The sequence below is a fragment of the Spirosoma sordidisoli genome, from assembly GCF_004138325.1.
GTDB lineage: Bacteria > Bacteroidota > Bacteroidia > Cytophagales > Spirosomataceae > Spirosoma > Spirosoma sordidisoli.
The window spans coordinates 499,830-517,892 of the sequence record NZ_SBLB01000004.1 but is presented as its reverse complement, the minus strand read 5'-3'; the positions used below and the strand labels follow the sequence as shown (position 1 = coordinate 517,892).

The window sequence follows — 18,063 nt, the reverse complement described above, 5'->3', positions numbered from 1 at the left end:
AAAGTACCGATTTGCGTATATTGCTCCCTTACTCCCAGAATCGACCTGCTATGAAAAAAACAATTACGCTTCTCTTTAGTCTCGTTGTGGCTACTGTCCAGGCGCAAAACGCCGACTCGGTTGCCATCCGATCTATTTACAACGAAACCCTGGCCCACGGCAAATCCTACGAATGGCTGCGGCACCTGACCAAACAGATTGGCCCCCGCCTGAGTGGCTCGACCGGGGCGCAGAAAGCCGTCGACTGGACCAAACAGCTGATGGAGCAGCAGGGTTTTGATCGGGTATTTTTGCAGGAAGTGATGGTGCCGCACTGGGTACGGGGCGCTAAAGAAGAAGCCTACTTCCGCATCGGGTCAAAGAAAACAACGGTTCCCATTGCTGCGCTGGGTGGCTCGGTCGCTACCAGCCCCAAGGGAGTCGAAGCGGGGGTTATTGAGGTCAAAAGCTTCCCCGAACTGCGGGCGCTCGGCCCTGAAAAGGTCAAAGGCAAGATCGTGTTCTTCAACCGGCCCATGGATCCGACCAAAATCAACACTTTCGAAGCCTACAGCGGGGCGGTTGAGCAACGCGCTAACGGGGCTACCGAAGCGGCCAAACTGGGCGCGGTGGGTGCTATTGTACGGTCGATGGCCAGCAACGCCGACGATAGCCCCCATACGGGCGGTATGCGCTACGCAACCGGTGTTCCCCTGATTCCGACGGCGGCCATCAGCACCAACGGGGCCGACCTGCTCAGTAAATCGCTCAAAGAAAACCCGGGTCTGACGTTCTATTTCAAACAGAACTGCGAGTCGCTGCCCGATGCCAAATCCTATAACGTGGTGGGCGAACTGCGCGGTAGCGAGAAACCCGACGAAATCATCGTCGTGGGCGGCCACCTCGACTCCTGGGACCTGGCCGAAGGGGCGCATGACGACGGTTCGGGCTGCGTACAGGCCATTGAAGTGCTGCGGGTAATGAAAGCGCTGGGCTACAAACCAAAGCGGACAATCCGGGCGGTTATGTTCATGAACGAAGAGAACGGGCTGCGGGGCGGTGTCAAGTACGCCGATCTGGCGAAGCAGAACAACGAAAAGCATATAGCGGCCGTCGAGTCCGACAATGGTGGCTTTACCCCGCGCGGATTCGGTATTGTCGGTACGCCCGCCCAGCGCGCCAAAGTAGACCCCTGGAAACCGCTGCTGGCTCCCTATGGCCTGGCCGAGATTGGCGCCGGTAGCGGTGGTGCCGACATTGGCCCGCTGGCGCAGCTCGGTACGGTGTTGTTCGGCTTTAAGCCCGACTCACAGCGCTACTTCGATTATCACCACGCGTCGGTCGATACCTTCGAAACCGTCAGTAAGCGGGAGCTGGAGCTGGGCGCTGCTTCGATGGCGGCTCTTGTATACCTGCTCGATACGCACGGCCTGTAGGCACAGATACCCTGCTTAGCCTAACCCCTGAAACGTCTTGCTGTAGACGTTTCAGGGGTTTTTGTTGCCAGATAAACAGCCGTTTTCGGGGGTGAGCCGTGTATCGAAGACATGGCAACGGGTTGTCAGGTGTTTTCGTTGCGGCTGGTTCTGATACCCCGGTCCCAGCGGGGCCAGATGTAAGATCAGGCGGATATTTTCTAGTGACATACCGCCCCTACCGGGACTTGATGGGGTAAATCAGGTGATTCGTGGGCGAATAACAAACCCCGGCGGGGTGAGCTGTTCGTAGAAACGCTGGGTGCTCTCCACCGATAAAGCCCCGTAGGGTCGTAATACGCTCCTGTAGAATTCTCGCAGGGAAAATCTCCCGATTGATGAAAGGCCGTGACTAGTTAAAATTTGCCTAAAATCAATATAATGTATTGTAGAAATGTTTATAATTAGATATATGTTTTGAAAAATTTTATGTAGACAGAATAATGTTAAAATTGCTTTTTGTAGCATTGTAGACCGGTAAGGTTTCACGCGCTGGCTGATCCTGCCACGCCATGCCTTTATCATACTGATACGCTCAGCCATACTTTTCTGTCTTTCCCTATGCGTCGACTTCTCCTGGTTCACATCCTCATTTCCTTGCTGGTTAGCGTTCATCGTCCGGCGTCTGCTCAGTCGGTTCCTGACCAGCCAGCATCTGCAACCATGGCCGCTTCGGTCATGAAAGCCATGCAATGGCGGCTGGTTGGCCCTTTTCGGGGTGGTCGATCGGTAGCCGTGGCGGGGCATCCGACCGAGCGGCTGGTGGCCTACATGGGTACAACAGGCGGTGGCGTCTGGAAAACCGAAAATGGCGGCATCACCTGGCAGAACATATCCGACGGTTTCTTTCGGATGGGGTCGGTGGGGGCCATTGCGGTAGCCCCGTCAAACCCGAATATCATATACGTTGGTATGGGCGAGCATACGCTGCGGGGCAACCTGGCGCCCGGCGATGGCGTGTATAAGTCGACCGACGCGGGCAAAACCTGGACCCATGTCGGCCTGACCGATACCCAGCACATCGGCTCGGTACTGATCGACCCGACCAACCCCGACATCGTCTACGTAGCCGCGCTCGGCCACGCCTTCGGACCCAACGAAGAGCGGGGCGTTTTCCGCACCCAGGATGGTGGCAAAACCTGGAAAAAGGTACTTTACAAAAACCCCAATGTAGGCGCCATCGACCTGACCATCGACCCCACCAATCCGAAAACCCTGTATGCGTCCACCTTCGAGTTTCGGCGGTTTCCATGGGGTGTTCGCAGCGCGGGGCCGGGGGCCGGTATTCATAAGTCGACCGATGGTGGCACCACCTGGACCGACATTACCCGCAATACCGGCTTACCGACCGGCACGAACCGGGGCCGTATCGGGCTGGCGCTGTCGCCCTCGAAACCGAACCGGATCTGGGCTATTATCGAAGCGGAAAACGAACAGACCGGCGTTTACCGGACCGACGATGCCGGCGCGACCTGGCAGCTGGTCAGCCAGTTTGCCGATCTGTTTCAGCGGCCCTGGTACTACCACCACCTGACCGCCGACCCGAAAAACAGCGAAACGATCTGGGTGCTAAATATCAATATGTGGAAGTCGACCGATGGCGGCAAGTCGTACAAACGCGTCGATACACCTCATGGCGACAACCACCAGCTCTGGATCGACCCGACCGATACCAACCGGATGGTACAGGCTAACGACGGGGGCGGCACGCTGACCTACGACGGCGGCAAATCCTGGTCGACCATCTATAACCAGCCCACGGCCCAGATGTACCACGTCATTACGGACAACAAATTTCCGTACCGTATCTACGGCGCCCAGCAGGATAACTCCACCATTTCGATCCCCAGCCGGTCCGACTACGGCGCCATCTACCCGGATCAGAACTACGATGTGGGCGGGGGCGAATCGGGTTATATAGCGTTTGACAAAAACGACCCCACCGTAATTTTTGCGGCTAACCACCACTGGCTGACCCGGCTCAACCTGAAAACCAACCAGCTCAAAGACGTGTCAGTCATACCGGACGATATGTACGGCTACGGCTCGGCCGATCTGGCCTACCGCTTTCAGTGGACCTACCCCGTTATGGTGTCGCCCCATAATCCGAAAGTGCTATATGCTACTTCGCAGTACGTACACCGCTCAACCGATCAGGGCGCGAGCTGGCAGGTGATCAGCCCCAACCTGTCCCGCTCCGACCCGGCCACCCTCGAAAAAACGCCCACACTCGACGATCAGTCGATCGGTAAGGACTGGGGCCCTATCAAGCGCGATAATACCGGGGTCGAGTGGTACGGGACCATTTTCGCCATGGCCGAGTCGCCGGTGAAGCCCGGGGTGCTATGGACAGGGTCAGACGATGGCTACGTGCAACTGTCGCTCGATAATGGCAAAAGCTGGAAAAACGTCACCCCCCGCGACATGCCCGCCTTTGCCCGGATCAGCATCATCGACGCGTCGCCCCACAGTCCGGGAACCGCCTACGTTGCCGCCCTCAAATACAAACAGGATGACTACCGGCCTTATCTCTACAAAACCAGCGATTACGGAAAAACCTGGACCAAAATCACGCAGGGCATTCCCGACGATGATTATATGCGGGTGATCCGCGAAGATCCTCGGCGCAAGGGCCTCCTCTACGCCGGGGGCGAAAAGGGGCTGTATGTCTCATTCAACGATGGCGGCAACTGGCAGTCGATGCAGCTCAATCTGCCGCTGGTTCCGATCCATGATCTGGCCATTCAAGATAACGATCTGGTAGCGGCTACCCACGGCCGGTCGTTCTGGATTCTGGACGACCTGACGCCCCTGCACCAGCTCACCGATGCGGTACGGAAGTCGGCTGTGCATCTGTTCAAACCCCGCCCAACCGTCCGGTTCAAGGCTGGTATGGACCCGGCCATAAAACCCGTACCGAATGGCGATACGGAGCTGGGCAAAAATCCGCCCAATGGCGTCCGCGTTGTTTATTACCTGGCTGAGACGCCTAAAACCCCGATTTCGCTGACTTTTCTGGACGCCAGCGGGCAGGTGATCAAGTCGTTCAGGAGCAGCGCGGCCGTTGCTACAGCGCCCCGGTCAGCATCGGCAACGGGTCGCAAAGATTCGGCGGGGGTGGCTGAGATGCGGCAGCCTGCACCCCCCGCCCGGCGGGAAATCAGTTTGCCGGCTTCGGCTGGCGGCAATGCCTTTGTTTGGGAAGACATGCGCTATCCCGATCCCATCGCGCTCCCTAACTCGGTTACCCACGGTCGGGCGCGGGGGCCGCTGGCCATGCCGGGCACCTATAAAGTACAGCTAACGGTCGACGGTAAAACCTACACCCAGGATTTTGAGATTGTAAAAGACCCCCGCATTGAAACAACCCCCGAGGAGTTCAGGCAGCAGTTCGATCTGCTCATCAAGATTCGGGAGCGGCTCAACGAACTTCGGAAAGGGGTCTTGTCGATCCGGCAGATGCGGCAGCAACTCGACAGCACCTACCAGTCGACGAATGATCAGGCGGTGAAAGAACTCAAAGACCAGCTGCTCCGGATCGAAGACGAGCTCTACCAGTCTAAAGCGAAAGCCACCCAGGATCTGACCAATCACCCCGTTCGGCTGAATACCAAATTCACCGCGCTGGGCGGTTTCGTGGAGTCCGACGATTCGAAGCCGACTCAGCAGCAGGGCGAGCAGTACAACGCGCTGTCGAAGAGCCTGGCCGAGCAGCTCAAAAAGCTGGACACGCTGAAACCGGCCATCCAGCGCAAACTCCGGCCAACGGGATAATCCGGCAGCGGCTACGACCGGCAGACTCTACAGTCCCGGTATCTGTACCCGACCGGGCCGCCGTTACGGGATAGTGAAGGACATTGCCAAACTAGAAGAAGCGACAGTATGATTATTCTTATTTTATCTATAAATGCAGATTTATAGTTTGTGAAAATTCATAATGAAGCTGTTTTATTTTGTTTAAAGCCTTGATAGTCTTGGTTTTATTCTGTATTTAGCTATGGCTTTAACAGGGCATCTTTTGTCTTCACTTTCAGTAACATGTACGTATGGATCGTCGGCATTTTTTGTACGCAGCAGGCCTGGGTTCGGTAGCCATGACCTCCGGTTGCGTGCCCAGCGCCAGAAAGTCGCAACCCCCCGTATTTCAGGTGCCCAGGCTGAGGCTTTCCCGAGACCGGATTGTCAAGGAAACCGTCGGGCTGCGGCCGTTCCGGGCGTCGGGGCCCCGGATCGAAAAAGAGATGCTGGGCAACAAAACCATTGTTCACAATTACGGCCATGGCGGCAGTGGCTGGTCGCTCTCGTGGGGAACGGGCCATCTGGCCCGGGAGCTGGTGCTGGTAACGGGCGTGAAAAAAGTAGCGCTGCTGGGTAGCGGCACGGTCGGACTGGCCACGGCCCGGCTGTTGCAGGAAAAAGGGTGCGAAGTCACAATCTATACCAAAGACCTGCCCCCCAACGTCACGAGCAGCTTAGCCACAGGAACCTGGTCACCGGCTTCGCGCGTGTGTGATCCTAAGGTGGCGACGGCCGCGTTTCGGCAGCAGTGGGAAGCGGCTACCCGCTACTCGTTCCGGACCTTTCAGTTTTTGCTCGGCATGAACGACATCGCGGCCTGGGTCGATGAATACAACGTCAGCCATCAGCCACCAACGGGCCAGTCCGACCCGTCGCTGGGGGGAGAGGTGTTTCATCTCGACGGGCTGGTGCCGGAACGGCAAACGCTGAGTCGCCGGCAGCATCCGTTCGGCGCTCCGTATGTCACGTGGCGCTCAAACATGATGTTCAACATCCCGAGTTACCTGCACTATCAGCTGAGTACGTTCATGATGCTGGGGGGTAAGCTGACCATTCGGGAGATCAAAACCCTCGAGGATATCGACGCCCTGCCCGAGACCTGCGTGGTCAACTGCATGGGGCTGGGTGCCAAAGCTATTTTCAACGATGAGGAGCTGACCCCCGTATCGGGCCAGCTGGCGTGTTTGATCCCGCAGAGCGAAGTAACCTACAAACTGAACGTGCCGGGGGCTAACATCATCTCCCGCAAAGATGGAATCTACCTGGGCGGCAATGGGCTGGTAGGCAACTGGGACACAACCCCAAAACGGGAGTATACCGAAAAATGGGTCGATGTTATTCAACAGGTCATGAACGAAATGCGCCACGCATGAAAAAAAGCATTACTTCACTGGGCATCTGCCTGTTTCTGCTGGTTGGTCAGCTACGGGCTCAGTCGGCGGAGGCCAAACTCAAAAGCCTGGGTATCGAGCTGGCTCCGCCTGCCAAATCACTGGCCAATTACATCAAAGCGGTACGCACCGGCAATCTGGTATTTCTCTCGGGCCACGTCTCGAACCGGCCCGACGGCACGGGCATAACGGGCAAACTCGGTAAAGACCTGGCCACGGAACAGGGCTACGAAGCCGCCAAACTGTGCGCCATCGCGCTGCTGTCGTCGCTCAAAGCCGAGATAGGCGACCTCGGCAAGGTAAAGCGGGTGGTCAAAGTGCTCGGCATGGTGAATTCGACCCCCGAGTTTACCGATCAGCCTAAAGTGGTCAACGGCTGCTCCGATCTGCTGGTAGCCGTATTTGGGGAGAAAGGCAAACACGCCCGCTCGGCGGTAGGCCTGGCTGCGTTGCCGTCTAATTATGCCGTGGAGATCGAAATGGTGGTCGAAATCGAGTAGGGGACCGACGCTACCGAGCAGCCTACCACCATCAGCCGACGGGTCGTTCTCAACTAAGCCAGCCGGGCCGTTGTCACCCGCCTGACCAAAAAAAGTAAGTCTGTCCGTACCGTGCAAGGCCGACCCCGCTCCGGGTCGGCTTTTTCGCGCAGGTCTGAGCCCGGAAGCCTACAGCTGCTTGTCAATTACTTTTCCGACCTCCTCATACGCGCCCGGCAAGGGGGCGTTTCGTTTCACGATCTTACCGACGCGGTTGATGACCGTTGCCGACAGGCTATCATCGGGGCGCAGCCGTTCCATCAGCTCGGGCAGTTGTTCGCCCGTCAGCAGCAGGTGATCACCGGCGAGGTTGTGTTTGGTCGAAAACTCGATCCAGAGACTGGGGTCGGTGCCGGGCACCGGAACGTAAACCAGGGCGAGATCGCGGCTGCGGTACCTGGCTCGCAACCGCTGGGCGTCGAGGGCGGCCTGCTGGCCGGCTTCTTCGGTGGCGGTAGTCATCAGTACGTACACGACTTTGCCCCGGTTAGTGCCGACAATCCGATCGAAGAGCGCGCCACCGGCCGGGAGGTCGTTTTTGGTGACGAACACCCCGGGCGACAACTCCGTACCGTCCAGCTTATCCCCGGCTTTCCGGAACGCCTGTACCGCTGCCCGGATACGAACGCTGTCTTTTACCTCCAGTGCATACAGTTCATCGAGTGATTGGCCCAGCTGGGGGTCGGTAATCTGCGGGCGGGCGTAGGCGTAGAGCAGCTTCGCAAAGTCGAGCGTGAGGGTAGGAAGCGAATAGGCCAGCCAGTACGCCGTCAGGTAGCTGACCGACGCGCTGTCGAACTGCGATTTGCTGCGCCGGATCATCGTTTCGTAGGTAGCCAGCCGCTGAATGGTATCGCTGCTTCGCTTCACCAGATCCTGAAAGAAGCGCAGGTCCGAGGCTTTGGCGCTGTTAGTGGTCTGGTAGCTCTGGAGCCGGGTTCGTTCGGTCTGGGTCAGGTTCCGGCCGTACCGGAGCAGCAGCGACGCCAGGGCATCGACGGGTAGTCCGTTGGTCGTCCGGCCCGTGCTGAGCGAGGTAGCATAGGTGCCAAAGCGGTTCATGGCCGTGGCCCGGGCGGCTGTCAGCAGCTGATCGTCGGGGGGGCGCAGGGAGTCATTCAGCGACTTGGCCAGGGTGGCTTCTTCGTAGCCGGCCTTATCGTACAGGAACGAGGCCGCGTTGTACCGATTGCTCCAGCCCACCCAGCGGGTCAGCAGCGGAAACGGTTTCTCTTTGGTCGAGAACGCCCGGAACGGAGCCTGAAAAGCCGTGGCTACCTGGCGGTATACGGCTTCGTCCTGTTTGCCGCTTACCTGTTCGCTGAGCTTGGCAGGGTTGGGCTTCCCACTAAAAGAGGCTTCAAAGGCTTTAAACCGGGCAAACTGCTGGTTCACCTGCGCATTGACGCCCCCAAACCGGAACGGAACATCGGCCGTGAAGAGCGAGTCGGCATTAAGTTCGATACTGAGGGTGCCGGGAGCGGCCAGGAAAGCAGTGGAGATTCGGCCGTAGGTAAAATACAGTTCTTCCTGCGGATAAATCAGTGGCAGCGACACTCGAAACGTACCGTCGACATTGAGCGGAGCCGGGCGTACCAGCTCGCGGCTGGCCTGCAAAATATTGTTGCGGCTGACCAGCACCGTGGGTGATTCGCGGTAGAGCTGCGCCGACAGGTTTCGGACGCGCCCGGTTACAATGACAGAGTCGACGGCCGTGCGCGCGGGCTGCGCGACGGTGAGCGATGAACTGAGGAGAACAAGCAGGCAGACGGTGCGCATACAACAACGAACAAATAGGGATTCCGGCATGATCGGTTCCGGAATCACGAATATCGAAGGAACGCGCGGATGCTCAACTACTGTACCCGATATTGGCCTACTTTGTTTGTATACCGTGGTACTGATCTTCTTCCCGATAGTCGGTCCGGAGCGGATGCCCAACCCAGTCGGCCGGGAGCAGAATCCGGCGCAGGTCGGGGTGATCGGTAAAGCGGATGCCCACCAGGTCGAAGGCTTCGCGCTCGTGCCAGTCGGCGGTACGCCAGAGATGGGCCAGGCTCGGCACCGCCGGCAGGGGCTGCGTTGTGCGCGGGACCACAACTTTCAGCATCAGATTATGCTCGAACGGAATAGACGTCAGGTTGTAAATAACCTCCATCGTACCGGCTTCGGGGCCATTATCGATGGCCGTAACGCAGGCCAGCAGGTCGAAGAAAAGCCGGTCGTCGTCGCGCAGAAACTGGCCGATCGCCACCAGCTGCTCAACCGGAACGGTAAGGTATGGCTGTGGGTTGGTAGTATTGGCCACAACGGCTTCGGGGCCGAAACGGGTCTGGAGCAGGCTGACGATAGCAGTAAAATTCACGTTAGCGGGGTTTGATCGACAAAATAAGCACCTCGTCGAATGGTTTGAAGCCGGCAAAGCCACACAACACCTCTTTTTTTCGCCCCGTTGGCTGAAACCGAACGGTGGCGTCGAGCTTAGCGACGGCGTACGAATACACAAGATACTGCTTAACCAGCGCCAGCGATGAGTCACTGACGGCATACTGGTCGGTGGTCGATGCGTTTCGTTTGATCGATAGCAACAGGCCGCATCCGTCAACAGCCGCCTGGTCAGACAGGGTTCCATCGGCTTCCTGAACAGGGCCGAGCAAGGGGTCGGGCTGGACCGCCAGCTGGCTCGATTCACTACAGGCCCCCAAACCGATCAGCAGGAAGAACACAAGCGCTTTTTTCATGATCCGTTTCGTTTCTGGATAGACCCGTTTCGACCGCCGATCGTTGGACCGGGATGCTACATCACGCCAGCCAGGCCAGCCACTGCATCCAGTTCTGCACCCAGAACAGAAATTTAGCGGCAAACTTGGCCGCCGGGGCCGATGCGGGTTCGAGCGTGAGGCTGTTGTTGTTCAGGTTGAGATCCATGTAGAGCTTCTGCTTCGGATCGACCGTGGCCCAGACTATGTCGGCATCTTCGTAGAGGGTAAAGGTACGCTGGCGGGCTTTCCCATCCCAGAACAGCAGCACCTCTTTACCCGTGTCGAGATGCACACGAACGTCTACCGGCATCTGGCCATCGCCCTGGCGCTGTACCGTGATGCGCTGCTGCCGCCTGCGGCCTTTCTGCGACGAGGCCGGGCTGTTTCGGATGCTCGCCAGTGCGTAGTCGATAACCTTGTCGCCGTAGAGGACCTGGTCGAAAAACCAGTTCATATCGGGACCGTATTTGCCGCCGAGCCGTTTCGGTACGACCTCGTTTACGATGTCGATAAAACTGCGGGCATTGGGGTGCCTGAACCGCCAGCGAACGAAGTAAGTGCGCATGATCTCATCCATAACGGGACGGCCAACGAGCCCTTCGAGGGTCCGGAGCCAGGTGGCGGTTTTGGTATAGGTCAGCACGCCATACTGCCCGTCGGGGAGCTGCCATGTGTTGCCGAACGAAGAGCCGAGGGCGGGGTTTTCCTGGTGTACGTAGCTGCTGCGCGAACTTTCGAGGTCGCCCATCCGGAAGCCGAACAGATCGACCTGCGCGCTGCGGGGGCCGTAGGTTTCGTCCATGATGCGGCCTTCGTAATACTGGTTGAACCCCTCGTCGAGCCAGGCTTCTTCGAACTCGTTGCTGGCCAGCAGCTGCATAAAGTACTGATGACCGAACTCGTGAACCGTTACCATCTCGGGCGCGCGAATGCCCTCGGGCAGGCCCCAGACGGTGCCGGCCGTAATAAACGTGGGGTACTCCATACCGCCCGAGCCGCTGGCGTGCAGGGGCGGGTCAACAATGGTCAGGTTCGGAAACGGGTAGGGGCCGAGGTATCTGTCGAAGTAGGAGAGGGCCGCTTTGGCCGCGTCGAGGTGCCGCTGGGCCTGGTTCAGGTGCTCGGGCTGCATCAGGAGCTCGATCGCCACGGCACCCCCCGACGGTCGCTTCCAGGTATCCTCGATCACCTGGAAATGCGGAGAGGCTGTCCAGGCAAAATCAACAACATCTTCGGCATGGTACCGGAGGGTCTTGGTGCCATTGCTGTGTATTTTTTCGGACTGATACAGGCCCGTGGCGCTGACCCAGTACGCTTTCGGAGCGGTGATGTTCACGTCGTATACGCCGTAGTCGGCATAAAACTCGGAGTGCGCATGAAACTGGTGGCAGTTCCACTGGCCGGTTTTGGCGTAGCGGGTGCCGGCCGGTTCGTACACGCCGATCTTCGGAAACCACTGGCCCACCAGAAAATAGTCGCGGCTGAATCCGGTACGGGCAAAAATCTTGGGGAGTTTGGCCTTGAAAACAATATCGAGCACGATCGTCTGGCCGGGTCCGACGGGCTGGCTGAGCGGCACCCGAATCACGGTTCGGTCGTCTTTGTTGAGGGTACCGGCGGCTTCATCGTCGGGCTGGATGAACTGATAGGCCAGGGTTTCGCCCCCGCGCACTTTCATGGACGTGATATCGATAGACCCGTACGGATCAACGGCCGCGTTCCGGTCCATCTGGTCGCCCCGAAGCTGGCCGCCCGATTCGCGCATGAAGGTGCTCTTCTCATTCCGGAATGCGTTCAGATACAGATGGAAACGCAGCTCCCGGATCAGGTCGCTGGATGGGTTTGTCCAGCTGAGGGTTTCGCGGCCGTTCAGGGTCTTACGGGCCGGGTCGAGCGTAACGTCGATCTGATAATTGGCGAGCCGCGGACTCAGCGGAACCGGAAAAATAGGTTTCGGCGGCTGGGCGTAGCTGGTCAGAACCAGGGCCAGGAAAAACAGCACGAGAGACGATCGGATCATGGGTAAACAGGCGGGCAAACCGGTTGCCGAATACGCATTCGGAGTGGTGCTGAGTCAAATATAAAGACTTTCTGCCCCGAATCCGCCAACCAACCGGAGGGAGGCCGGTTTCATAGAAACAGACCGCGCTTAGGCGTCTGTTTCTGATTATGACCCACTCGCCGGCTACGCCCCGCACCTTCAGTAACCCGTTACTTGCCTATGGACCCGACCCCTGGGTTATCTGTCACGACGGGTTTTATTATTACATGCATTCGATCGAAACCAACCTGACGATCTGGAAAACGACCGACCTCACCCAGCTCGCCAGGGCCGAACAGAAGATCGTCTGGACGGCTCCCGAAACCGGACCCTGTTCCCGCAATATCTGGTCGCCGGAGCTGCACTTCATCAACGGGGTCTGGTATATTTATTTCAGCGCCGACGATGAACGCGGTATCAACGAACGACAGCGCATGTTCGTGCTGGTCAACGAAACGGCCGACCCCTTCTCCGACCACTGGCACCTGGCGGGCGAGCTGCGTCTGCCCGACGATAAATGGGCCATCGACGGTACCGCCTTCACCTATCGCGGTCAGCTCTATTTCACCTGGTCGGGCTGGGCCGGTGATGACAACACCCGGCAGGATATTTACCTGTGTCGGCTGAAAGACCCGCTGACCGCCGACGGGGAGCGGGTTGTTCTGTCGGAGCCGGTGCTGGACTGGGAACGGCATAACTACGATCCGGACCCGGAAAATCCCCGCAATCATATATTTATCAACGAAGGCCCCGCCCCGCTGCTGCACGGCGACCGCCTGTTTCTGATCTATTCGGCCAGTGGCTGCTGGACCGACCAGTATTGCCTGGGTATGCTGACCGCCCCGACCGATACCGACCTGATGACACCTGGCAGCTGGGTGAAAAATCCACGGCCGGTTTTTCAGACATCGGTAGAAAATCAGGTATATGCACCAGGGCACAACAGTTTTTTTCGAACAGCCGACGGAAGCGACTGGTTACTTTATCATGCCAACCCGCGACCCGGACTGGGCTGTGAAAACGAGCGGTCGCCCCGGTTGCAACCCGTACACTGGCAACCGGACGGCACGCCCCATTTTGGTACGCCGGTGGCCGAAGGGGTTCCGATTACGTGGCGGCAGTAGCTGCGGATGATACCCGTTGGCCCGCAAATGTCCGGCTGGTTCTATGGTCATTGTGGGTGATTTCCCGTCCTTTGCGGCACGATTAACTGACTACAACGAATTGGGCATGAATGTCTCTTCTTTCCAGTCGCCTGACAAGCTGTTAGGCGAGCTGTTTCGCGCTGTGCAACTGGGCCGTGTTTTTTCTGATTCCAAAACCTTTGTCGACTGTGTTCCCAAACAGAGCCCGGCCGAGTTGGTGGCCCTGTACCAGGCTGACAAGGATAAAGAGGGGTTCGATCTGCACGCCTTTGTTCATGAGCATTTTGTGGTGCCTGAACCGGTAGCCAGTAATTACGTAAGCGACACATCGGGCACTACCCTCGCTCATATCAACGAGTTGTGGGATCGGCTGACCCGCCCTGCCGACGCGCCCGTATCGGGTAGCTCGCGGGTGCCGCTGCCGCGTCCGTACGTAGTGCCGGGCGGTCGTTTCCGCGAAATATTTTACTGGGATACGTATTTTACCATGCTGGGTCTGCGGGAGTCGGGCCGGGCCGATCTGATCCGCGACATGCTCGACAATTTCGCTCATCTGATCGACCTGTTCGGGTTCATTCCGAATGGCAACCGGTCTTATTTTCTGAGTCGGTCGCAGCCGCCCTATTTCGCGCTGATGGTTCGGCTGCTGGCCGATATGACGGGTCCCGAGGTGCTGATAACCTACCTGCCGCAGCTCCGAAAAGAGCATGATTTCTGGATGGATGGGTGCCAGACCGAACCCCGCGCCCTGACGCTTCGGGTGGTTCCTATGCCCGACGGTGGCTGGCTCAACCGGTATTGGGACAATACCCCCGCGCCCCGTCCTGAAGCGTACCGGCAGGAGGTCGCGCTACTCCCCGATGCCGAACAGCTTGGTATCCACTCCGACAGGCTCTACACCCACATCCGGGCAGCCTGCGAGTCAGGCTGGGATTTCAGCAGCCGCTGGTTTTCGCATCGCAATACGCTGGTCACCACCCGCACCGCCGATCTCATTCCGGTCGATCTGAACTGCCTGCTCTACGATCTGGAAACCACCCTGCGCGATGCGTATGTACAGGCAGGCCAGCCCGACGAAGCCCATTTATTCGATCAGCGGGCCACCCGGCGCCGGGATTATATCCAGGCGCTGTTCTGGAACGAGCATACGGGTTTTTATCATGACTACGACGCCCTCGCCAACGAGCCGGTTTCGTCAGAAACGCTGGCTGCTGCTTTCCCGCTGTTCTTCAAACTGGCCACTCCGCAGCAGGCACAACGGGTTCACGACCGGCTCCGCGATCATTTTTTGCAGGCCGGCGGCTGGGTAACCACGCTCGATCATAGTGGGCAGCAGTGGGACTGGCCCAACGGCTGGGCGCCCCTGCAATGGATCGTTTACCAGGGGCTACTGAACTACGGCTTTGCCGAAACCGCCCGTACGGCCAGTGAACGCTGGCTGGCCCTGAACGACAAAGTCTTTAAAGCGACCGGCAAGATGATGGAAAAATACAACGTTGTCGACGCGTCGCTGACAACGGGCGGGGGCGAATACCCCAACCAGGACGGCTTCGGCTGGACCAACGGCGTTTACCTGGCGCTGAAGAGTAAGTGGATGAGTGATTGAGTGAATGAGTGATTGAGTGATTAGGCTTTGTTCACCACTCAATCACTCAATCACTCATTCGCCAATTAATCATGGCACTGTATTTGTTTAGGGTTCCTCAAAAGAGGTAACAGTAGACGGACAGGTCATGAAAAAAATTATCCTAACTGTGTTGGCGGCCGGTATGACGACCGTTTCGTTTTGCCAGAAATCGTTTATCCTGTCGCATCAGGACAAGCGGGGGTTTTTCGCTGTTTCGGCGGGAGGCAGCCTGCCAGTAGGGCAATTTGCCAGCAGTTCTCCTGATGAAAAAGGGGCCGGTATGGCCAGGCGGGGCGTTGCGTTCAGCCTGGCGGGAGGGGTTCGGCTCGTTGGGCCGGTAGGGCTGATGGTTCGGGCCGAGCAACACCGGAACAGCGTACAGGCGCAGTCGCTGCTGGTCGATGGGTTTAGCAACGGAACCGTCGATGCAGGCAACTGGTCAACCACCACCTTCATGGGCGGTCCTTACGTTCACCTGCCGATCGGGCGCTTCTCCATCAATACGCGGCTGATGGCTGGCCAGGCGCAGGCAACCATGCCTACGACGAGTCTGACGGCGCCTGCCACCGAAACCGGAACCAGCGTTGAAACGAGCGGGTCGAAGAGTACCGCACTGGCGCTGGGGGGCGGGCTGGCCGTTCAGTATCGGTTAGGCCGCTGTATCTCGCTACAACTGGCTGGCGATTATACCCAGTCGCGCTTCACCTTCAGCGGACTTACGTCAACTACCTGGACCAATACGGGCCGTGCTCAAAGTTCATACTTCACCGGCGACCGGACCGTGGGGGCCGTGAGCGCCACGGCAGGTATCGTTATTCTTTTCGGCGACTGTTACCGTCCCTTCTGACAACCGTTTGTTGGTTCGGTCGACTCTTCATCCCGAACAACTTGCAACCCTGCGGGGTGTCTGGTAGTTTAGTAGTTGACTATCACAAATTTTGCTATGACACCTCTTCGTCGGCATGCCGTTCTTCGGCGCGTTAAAGACATTACACTGAGTACAACGCTCAGTCTGGCGCTGCTGAACGGGTCCGTACTGCTGCAAAGCTGCGGGTCTAACTCAAACAGTGACCAGCCCGAACGGACCGAAACCTCGTTCGGAAAAGGCGTTCGTACCTACATCACCGAAACGGCGCCGGGTAATTTCAAGATTACCGACGAGGTGCCCGCCCAACCCGGTCAGGCCGGAGCTATCGTAAACTATGCCGATGGCCACCGCGATACGCTCAGTGTCGAAGCCGCCCGCCGGCTTGTCGAAACCGATCAGTCGACCCGCACTTACCTGAACAACCCGAACGGGTACACACACCATAACGGACTGGCTAACGTGCTCCTGTGGGGGAGCCTGGGCTACATGCTGGGTCGGTCTACCGCCCCGCAGTATGCTGCCGACCGAAATCGATACGGGGCTGGCGTTTATGCCAATCCGGGTTTGTATAACCGGTCTACCCAAATCAGCGATAACATCCGGAACTCGCGCGTAACGCGTACAGTTCGCCCGTCGGGTGGCCGTAGCGGCTTCTTCGGCGGCCGCAGCCGTAGCTATTCGTCGTAAAAATAGCTGTTTACTAAATGGTAAGGACGGGGGGCTGGTTGGTAGGTCTACCTGTTTACTCTGGTAAATCTCCCTATCTTCGTGTATGAATCGACAAAGAAATCAGCAGCGGGTACGGCATGAATCGTTTGACGTATGTATAATTGGTGCAGGAGCGAGCGGGGCCGGAGCGGCTCTTGATGCAGCCCTGCGTGGTTACCGCGTTGTGCTGATTGACCGGGGCGATTTTGCGGGCGAAACCTCGTCCCGTTCTACCAAGCTGATTCACGGGGGCGTACGCTATCTCGAGCAGGCGTTCAAAAACGCCGATCTGGCTCAGCTCCGGCAGGTGCGCCACGGCCTGGCCGAACGTCGTACGGTCTTGCGAAACGCACCTCACCTGGCGCATCCGCTGGCCCTGCTTACGCCGGTATTCAGCGCGTTCGAAGGCCTGTATATGTCTATCGGCCTGCGACTCTACAGCCTGTTTGCCCGGCACGATTCGTTTCCGAAGGGAGAATGGCTCAGCCGCGCCAAAGCGCTCGAAAAGATGCCCACCCTGACGCCCGGACTTCATAGTGCTGTGCTGTATTACGACGGTCAGTTCAACGATGCCCGCTACGCGCTGGCGCTGGCCCACTCGGCCGATGAAGCCGGCGCTATTGTTCTGAACTACACCGCCCTGACCGGCTTTGAACGGGATGACCAGGGGCAGCTAACCACGGCTCTGACCCAGGATCAGCTGACTGGCGAAACTGGTTCGATCCGCGCCCGGGTGTTTCTGAACTGTGCGGGCCCCTACGCTGACCCCGTTCGGCTCCTGGCCAATCCCCGGCTCGAACCCCGCATCCGGCCCAGTAAGGGGGTGCATATCGTGCTTCCCCGCGACACGCTGAATAGCAACTGTGCCATGCTGATCCCGAAAACATCAGACGGTCGGGTTGTATTCGCTATTCCGTTTGGCGACAGCGTCTTTGTTGGCACCACGGATACTGATTATACGGACCTGGAGCAGGAACCGGTCCTGGAAGCCGACGAGGTTACCTACCTGCTCGATACCTTGCGGCCTTATCTGGCCAAAACCCCCGCGGCTACCGAGGTCCGGGCCGGGTTCGGCGGTATCCGGCCGCTGATCGTCAGCAACCGGGCCGATACCAAAACCCTGCTGCGCGACCACGAAGTAGAACACGACCCGGCCTCGGGCCTGCTGAGCCTGCTGGGCGGGAAATGGACAACCTACCGGCTCATGGCTCAGGACGCCATCGATCGCGTAGGGGAGCAGCTGAACCAGCCGAAGCCGGGCTGCACCGAGACCTATTATCTGGTAGGTGGAGAAAAGTACCGCTTTGATGACTGGAAGTCCCTGCAACGCCGGTATCAGCTGGACGATGACACAAGCCAGCACCTGATGCAGACCTATGGCGATCGCGCCGAATGGGTAACTCAGCTCATCCTGCAGGATGCGACCCTGTCTGACCGTGTGCACGAACGTTTGCCGTTTATCCGGGCCGAAGTGGTCTATCACGTTCGGGAAGAAATGGCGATGACAATTCGCGATGTGCTGGCCCGGCGCTGGCGCCTTGAGTTGTCGGACTGGCAGCTGAGCGCTCTGCTGGCCCAGCCCGTTGCCGACATCCTGGCCCGCGAGCTGAACTGGACCGACGACTACTGTGCCAGACAGGTTACGGCGTATCGGATGCTGGTGGCCTCGTTCCGCCACGATGCCGGCCTCAGTACAGCGCCCCCCGCCGAACTGCTGAAGATGTAGAAAC

13 protein-coding genes are annotated in these 18,063 nt (G+C 58.4%); 9 read left to right on the top strand and 4 right to left on the bottom strand.

All coding sequences use genetic code 11. The features are described 5' to 3' along the window. Positions 1–50 precede the first annotated feature (50 nt). From EQG79_RS17100 to EQG79_RS17085, 4 genes are all read left to right on the top strand, one after another. Positions 51–1,415 carry a M20/M25/M40 family metallo-hydrolase gene (locus EQG79_RS17100; RefSeq protein WP_129602788.1) on the top strand — a complete coding sequence of 455 codons (1,365 nt, stop codon included), beginning with the start codon at positions 51–53 and terminating at the stop codon, positions 1,413–1,415. 600 nt (positions 1,416–2,015) lie between these two features. Then, positions 2,016–5,228, top strand: a complete 3,213-nt coding sequence (locus EQG79_RS17095; protein WP_129602786.1) for a WD40/YVTN/BNR-like repeat-containing protein — start codon at positions 2,016–2,018, stop codon at positions 5,226–5,228. A gap of 272 nt (positions 5,229–5,500) precedes the next feature. Then, positions 5,501–6,625, top strand: a complete 1,125-nt coding sequence (locus EQG79_RS17090) for an FAD-dependent oxidoreductase (protein WP_129602784.1) — start codon at positions 5,501–5,503, stop codon at positions 6,623–6,625. Next, the gene (locus EQG79_RS17085) at positions 6,622–7,143 is read left to right on the top strand and encodes a RidA family protein (protein WP_077922583.1); all 522 of its coding nucleotides are present in this window, start codon (positions 6,622–6,624) and stop codon (positions 7,141–7,143) included. The genes EQG79_RS17090 and EQG79_RS17085 overlap by 4 nt, the downstream gene beginning before the upstream one ends. Before the next feature lie 168 nt (positions 7,144–7,311). Here EQG79_RS17085 and EQG79_RS17080 read toward each other — a convergent pair whose 3' ends face one another. The 4 genes from EQG79_RS17080 to EQG79_RS17065 form a co-directional block, all read right to left on the bottom strand. Beyond that, positions 7,312–8,961, bottom strand: a complete 1,650-nt coding sequence (locus EQG79_RS17080; protein WP_129602782.1) for a hypothetical protein — start codon at positions 8,959–8,961, stop codon at positions 7,312–7,314. A gap of 97 nt (positions 8,962–9,058) precedes the next feature. Continuing rightward, positions 9,059–9,547, bottom strand: coding sequence for an NADH-quinone oxidoreductase subunit C (locus tag EQG79_RS17075; RefSeq protein WP_077922581.1), 489 nt, complete (start codon positions 9,545–9,547; stop codon positions 9,059–9,061). Position 9,548: 1 nt separating this feature from the next. Next, positions 9,549–9,923: a hypothetical protein gene (locus EQG79_RS17070; protein ID WP_077922580.1), complete on the bottom strand. Its 375-nt coding sequence runs from the start codon at positions 9,921–9,923 to the stop codon at positions 9,549–9,551. A gap of 61 nt (positions 9,924–9,984) precedes the next feature. Beyond that, positions 9,985–11,964, bottom strand: a complete 1,980-nt coding sequence (locus tag EQG79_RS17065) for a M1 family metallopeptidase (protein WP_129602780.1) — start codon at positions 11,962–11,964, stop codon at positions 9,985–9,987. Between the two features lie 149 nt (positions 11,965–12,113). Between EQG79_RS17065 and EQG79_RS17060 the strand changes: the two genes are divergently transcribed. From EQG79_RS17060 to EQG79_RS17040, 5 genes are all read left to right on the top strand, one after another. Beyond that, positions 12,114–13,109 carry a glycoside hydrolase family 43 protein gene (locus EQG79_RS17060; protein ID WP_129602778.1) on the top strand — a complete coding sequence of 332 codons (996 nt, stop codon included), beginning with the start codon at positions 12,114–12,116 and terminating at the stop codon, positions 13,107–13,109. A gap of 106 nt (positions 13,110–13,215) precedes the next feature. Beyond that, complete coding sequence (gene treF, locus EQG79_RS17055; RefSeq protein WP_129602776.1) at positions 13,216–14,736, top strand: alpha,alpha-trehalase TreF; 1,521 nt, start codon at positions 13,216–13,218, stop codon at positions 14,734–14,736. Positions 14,737–14,863: 127 nt separating this feature from the next. Further along, on the top strand, positions 14,864–15,604 hold the full coding sequence (locus tag EQG79_RS17050) for a hypothetical protein (protein WP_129602774.1): 741 nt from the start codon (positions 14,864–14,866) through the stop codon (positions 15,602–15,604). 96 nt (positions 15,605–15,700) lie between these two features. Then, positions 15,701–16,312: a hypothetical protein gene (locus EQG79_RS17045; protein WP_129602772.1), complete on the top strand. Its 612-nt coding sequence runs from the start codon at positions 15,701–15,703 to the stop codon at positions 16,310–16,312. A gap of 85 nt (positions 16,313–16,397) precedes the next feature. Further along, positions 16,398–18,059, top strand: a complete 1,662-nt coding sequence (locus EQG79_RS17040) for a glycerol-3-phosphate dehydrogenase/oxidase (RefSeq protein ID WP_129602770.1) — start codon at positions 16,398–16,400, stop codon at positions 18,057–18,059. The last annotated feature ends 4 nt before the right edge of the window (positions 18,060–18,063 follow it).

Excerpts from the sequence above, each read along its gene's own strand:
- EQG79_RS17080 (WP_129602782.1), bottom strand. The coding sequence starts at position 8,961 with ATGCGCACCGTCTGCCTGCTTGTTCTCCTCAGTTCATCGCTCACCGTC.
- EQG79_RS17095 (WP_129602786.1), top strand. The coding sequence starts at position 2,016 with ATGCGTCGACTTCTCCTGGTTCACATCCTCATTTCCTTGCTGGTTAGC.
- EQG79_RS17090 (WP_129602784.1), top strand. The coding sequence starts at position 5,501 with ATGGATCGTCGGCATTTTTTGTACGCAGCAGGCCTGGGTTCGGTAGCC.
- EQG79_RS17045 (WP_129602772.1), top strand. The coding sequence starts at position 15,701 with ATGACACCTCTTCGTCGGCATGCCGTTCTTCGGCGCGTTAAAGACATT.
- EQG79_RS17040 (WP_129602770.1), top strand. The coding sequence starts at position 16,398 with ATGAATCGACAAAGAAATCAGCAGCGGGTACGGCATGAATCGTTTGAC.
- EQG79_RS17085 (WP_077922583.1), top strand. The coding sequence starts at position 6,622 with ATGAAAAAAAGCATTACTTCACTGGGCATCTGCCTGTTTCTGCTGGTT.
- EQG79_RS17060 (WP_129602778.1), top strand. The coding sequence starts at position 12,114 with ATGACCCACTCGCCGGCTACGCCCCGCACCTTCAGTAACCCGTTACTT.
- treF (WP_129602776.1), top strand. The coding sequence starts at position 13,216 with ATGAATGTCTCTTCTTTCCAGTCGCCTGACAAGCTGTTAGGCGAGCTG.
- EQG79_RS17100 (WP_129602788.1), top strand. The coding sequence starts at position 51 with ATGAAAAAAACAATTACGCTTCTCTTTAGTCTCGTTGTGGCTACTGTC.
- EQG79_RS17050 (WP_129602774.1), top strand. The coding sequence starts at position 14,864 with ATGAAAAAAATTATCCTAACTGTGTTGGCGGCCGGTATGACGACCGTT.
- EQG79_RS17070 (WP_077922580.1), bottom strand. The coding sequence starts at position 9,923 with ATGAAAAAAGCGCTTGTGTTCTTCCTGCTGATCGGTTTGGGGGCCTGT.
- EQG79_RS17065 (WP_129602780.1), bottom strand. The coding sequence starts at position 11,964 with ATGATCCGATCGTCTCTCGTGCTGTTTTTCCTGGCCCTGGTTCTGACC.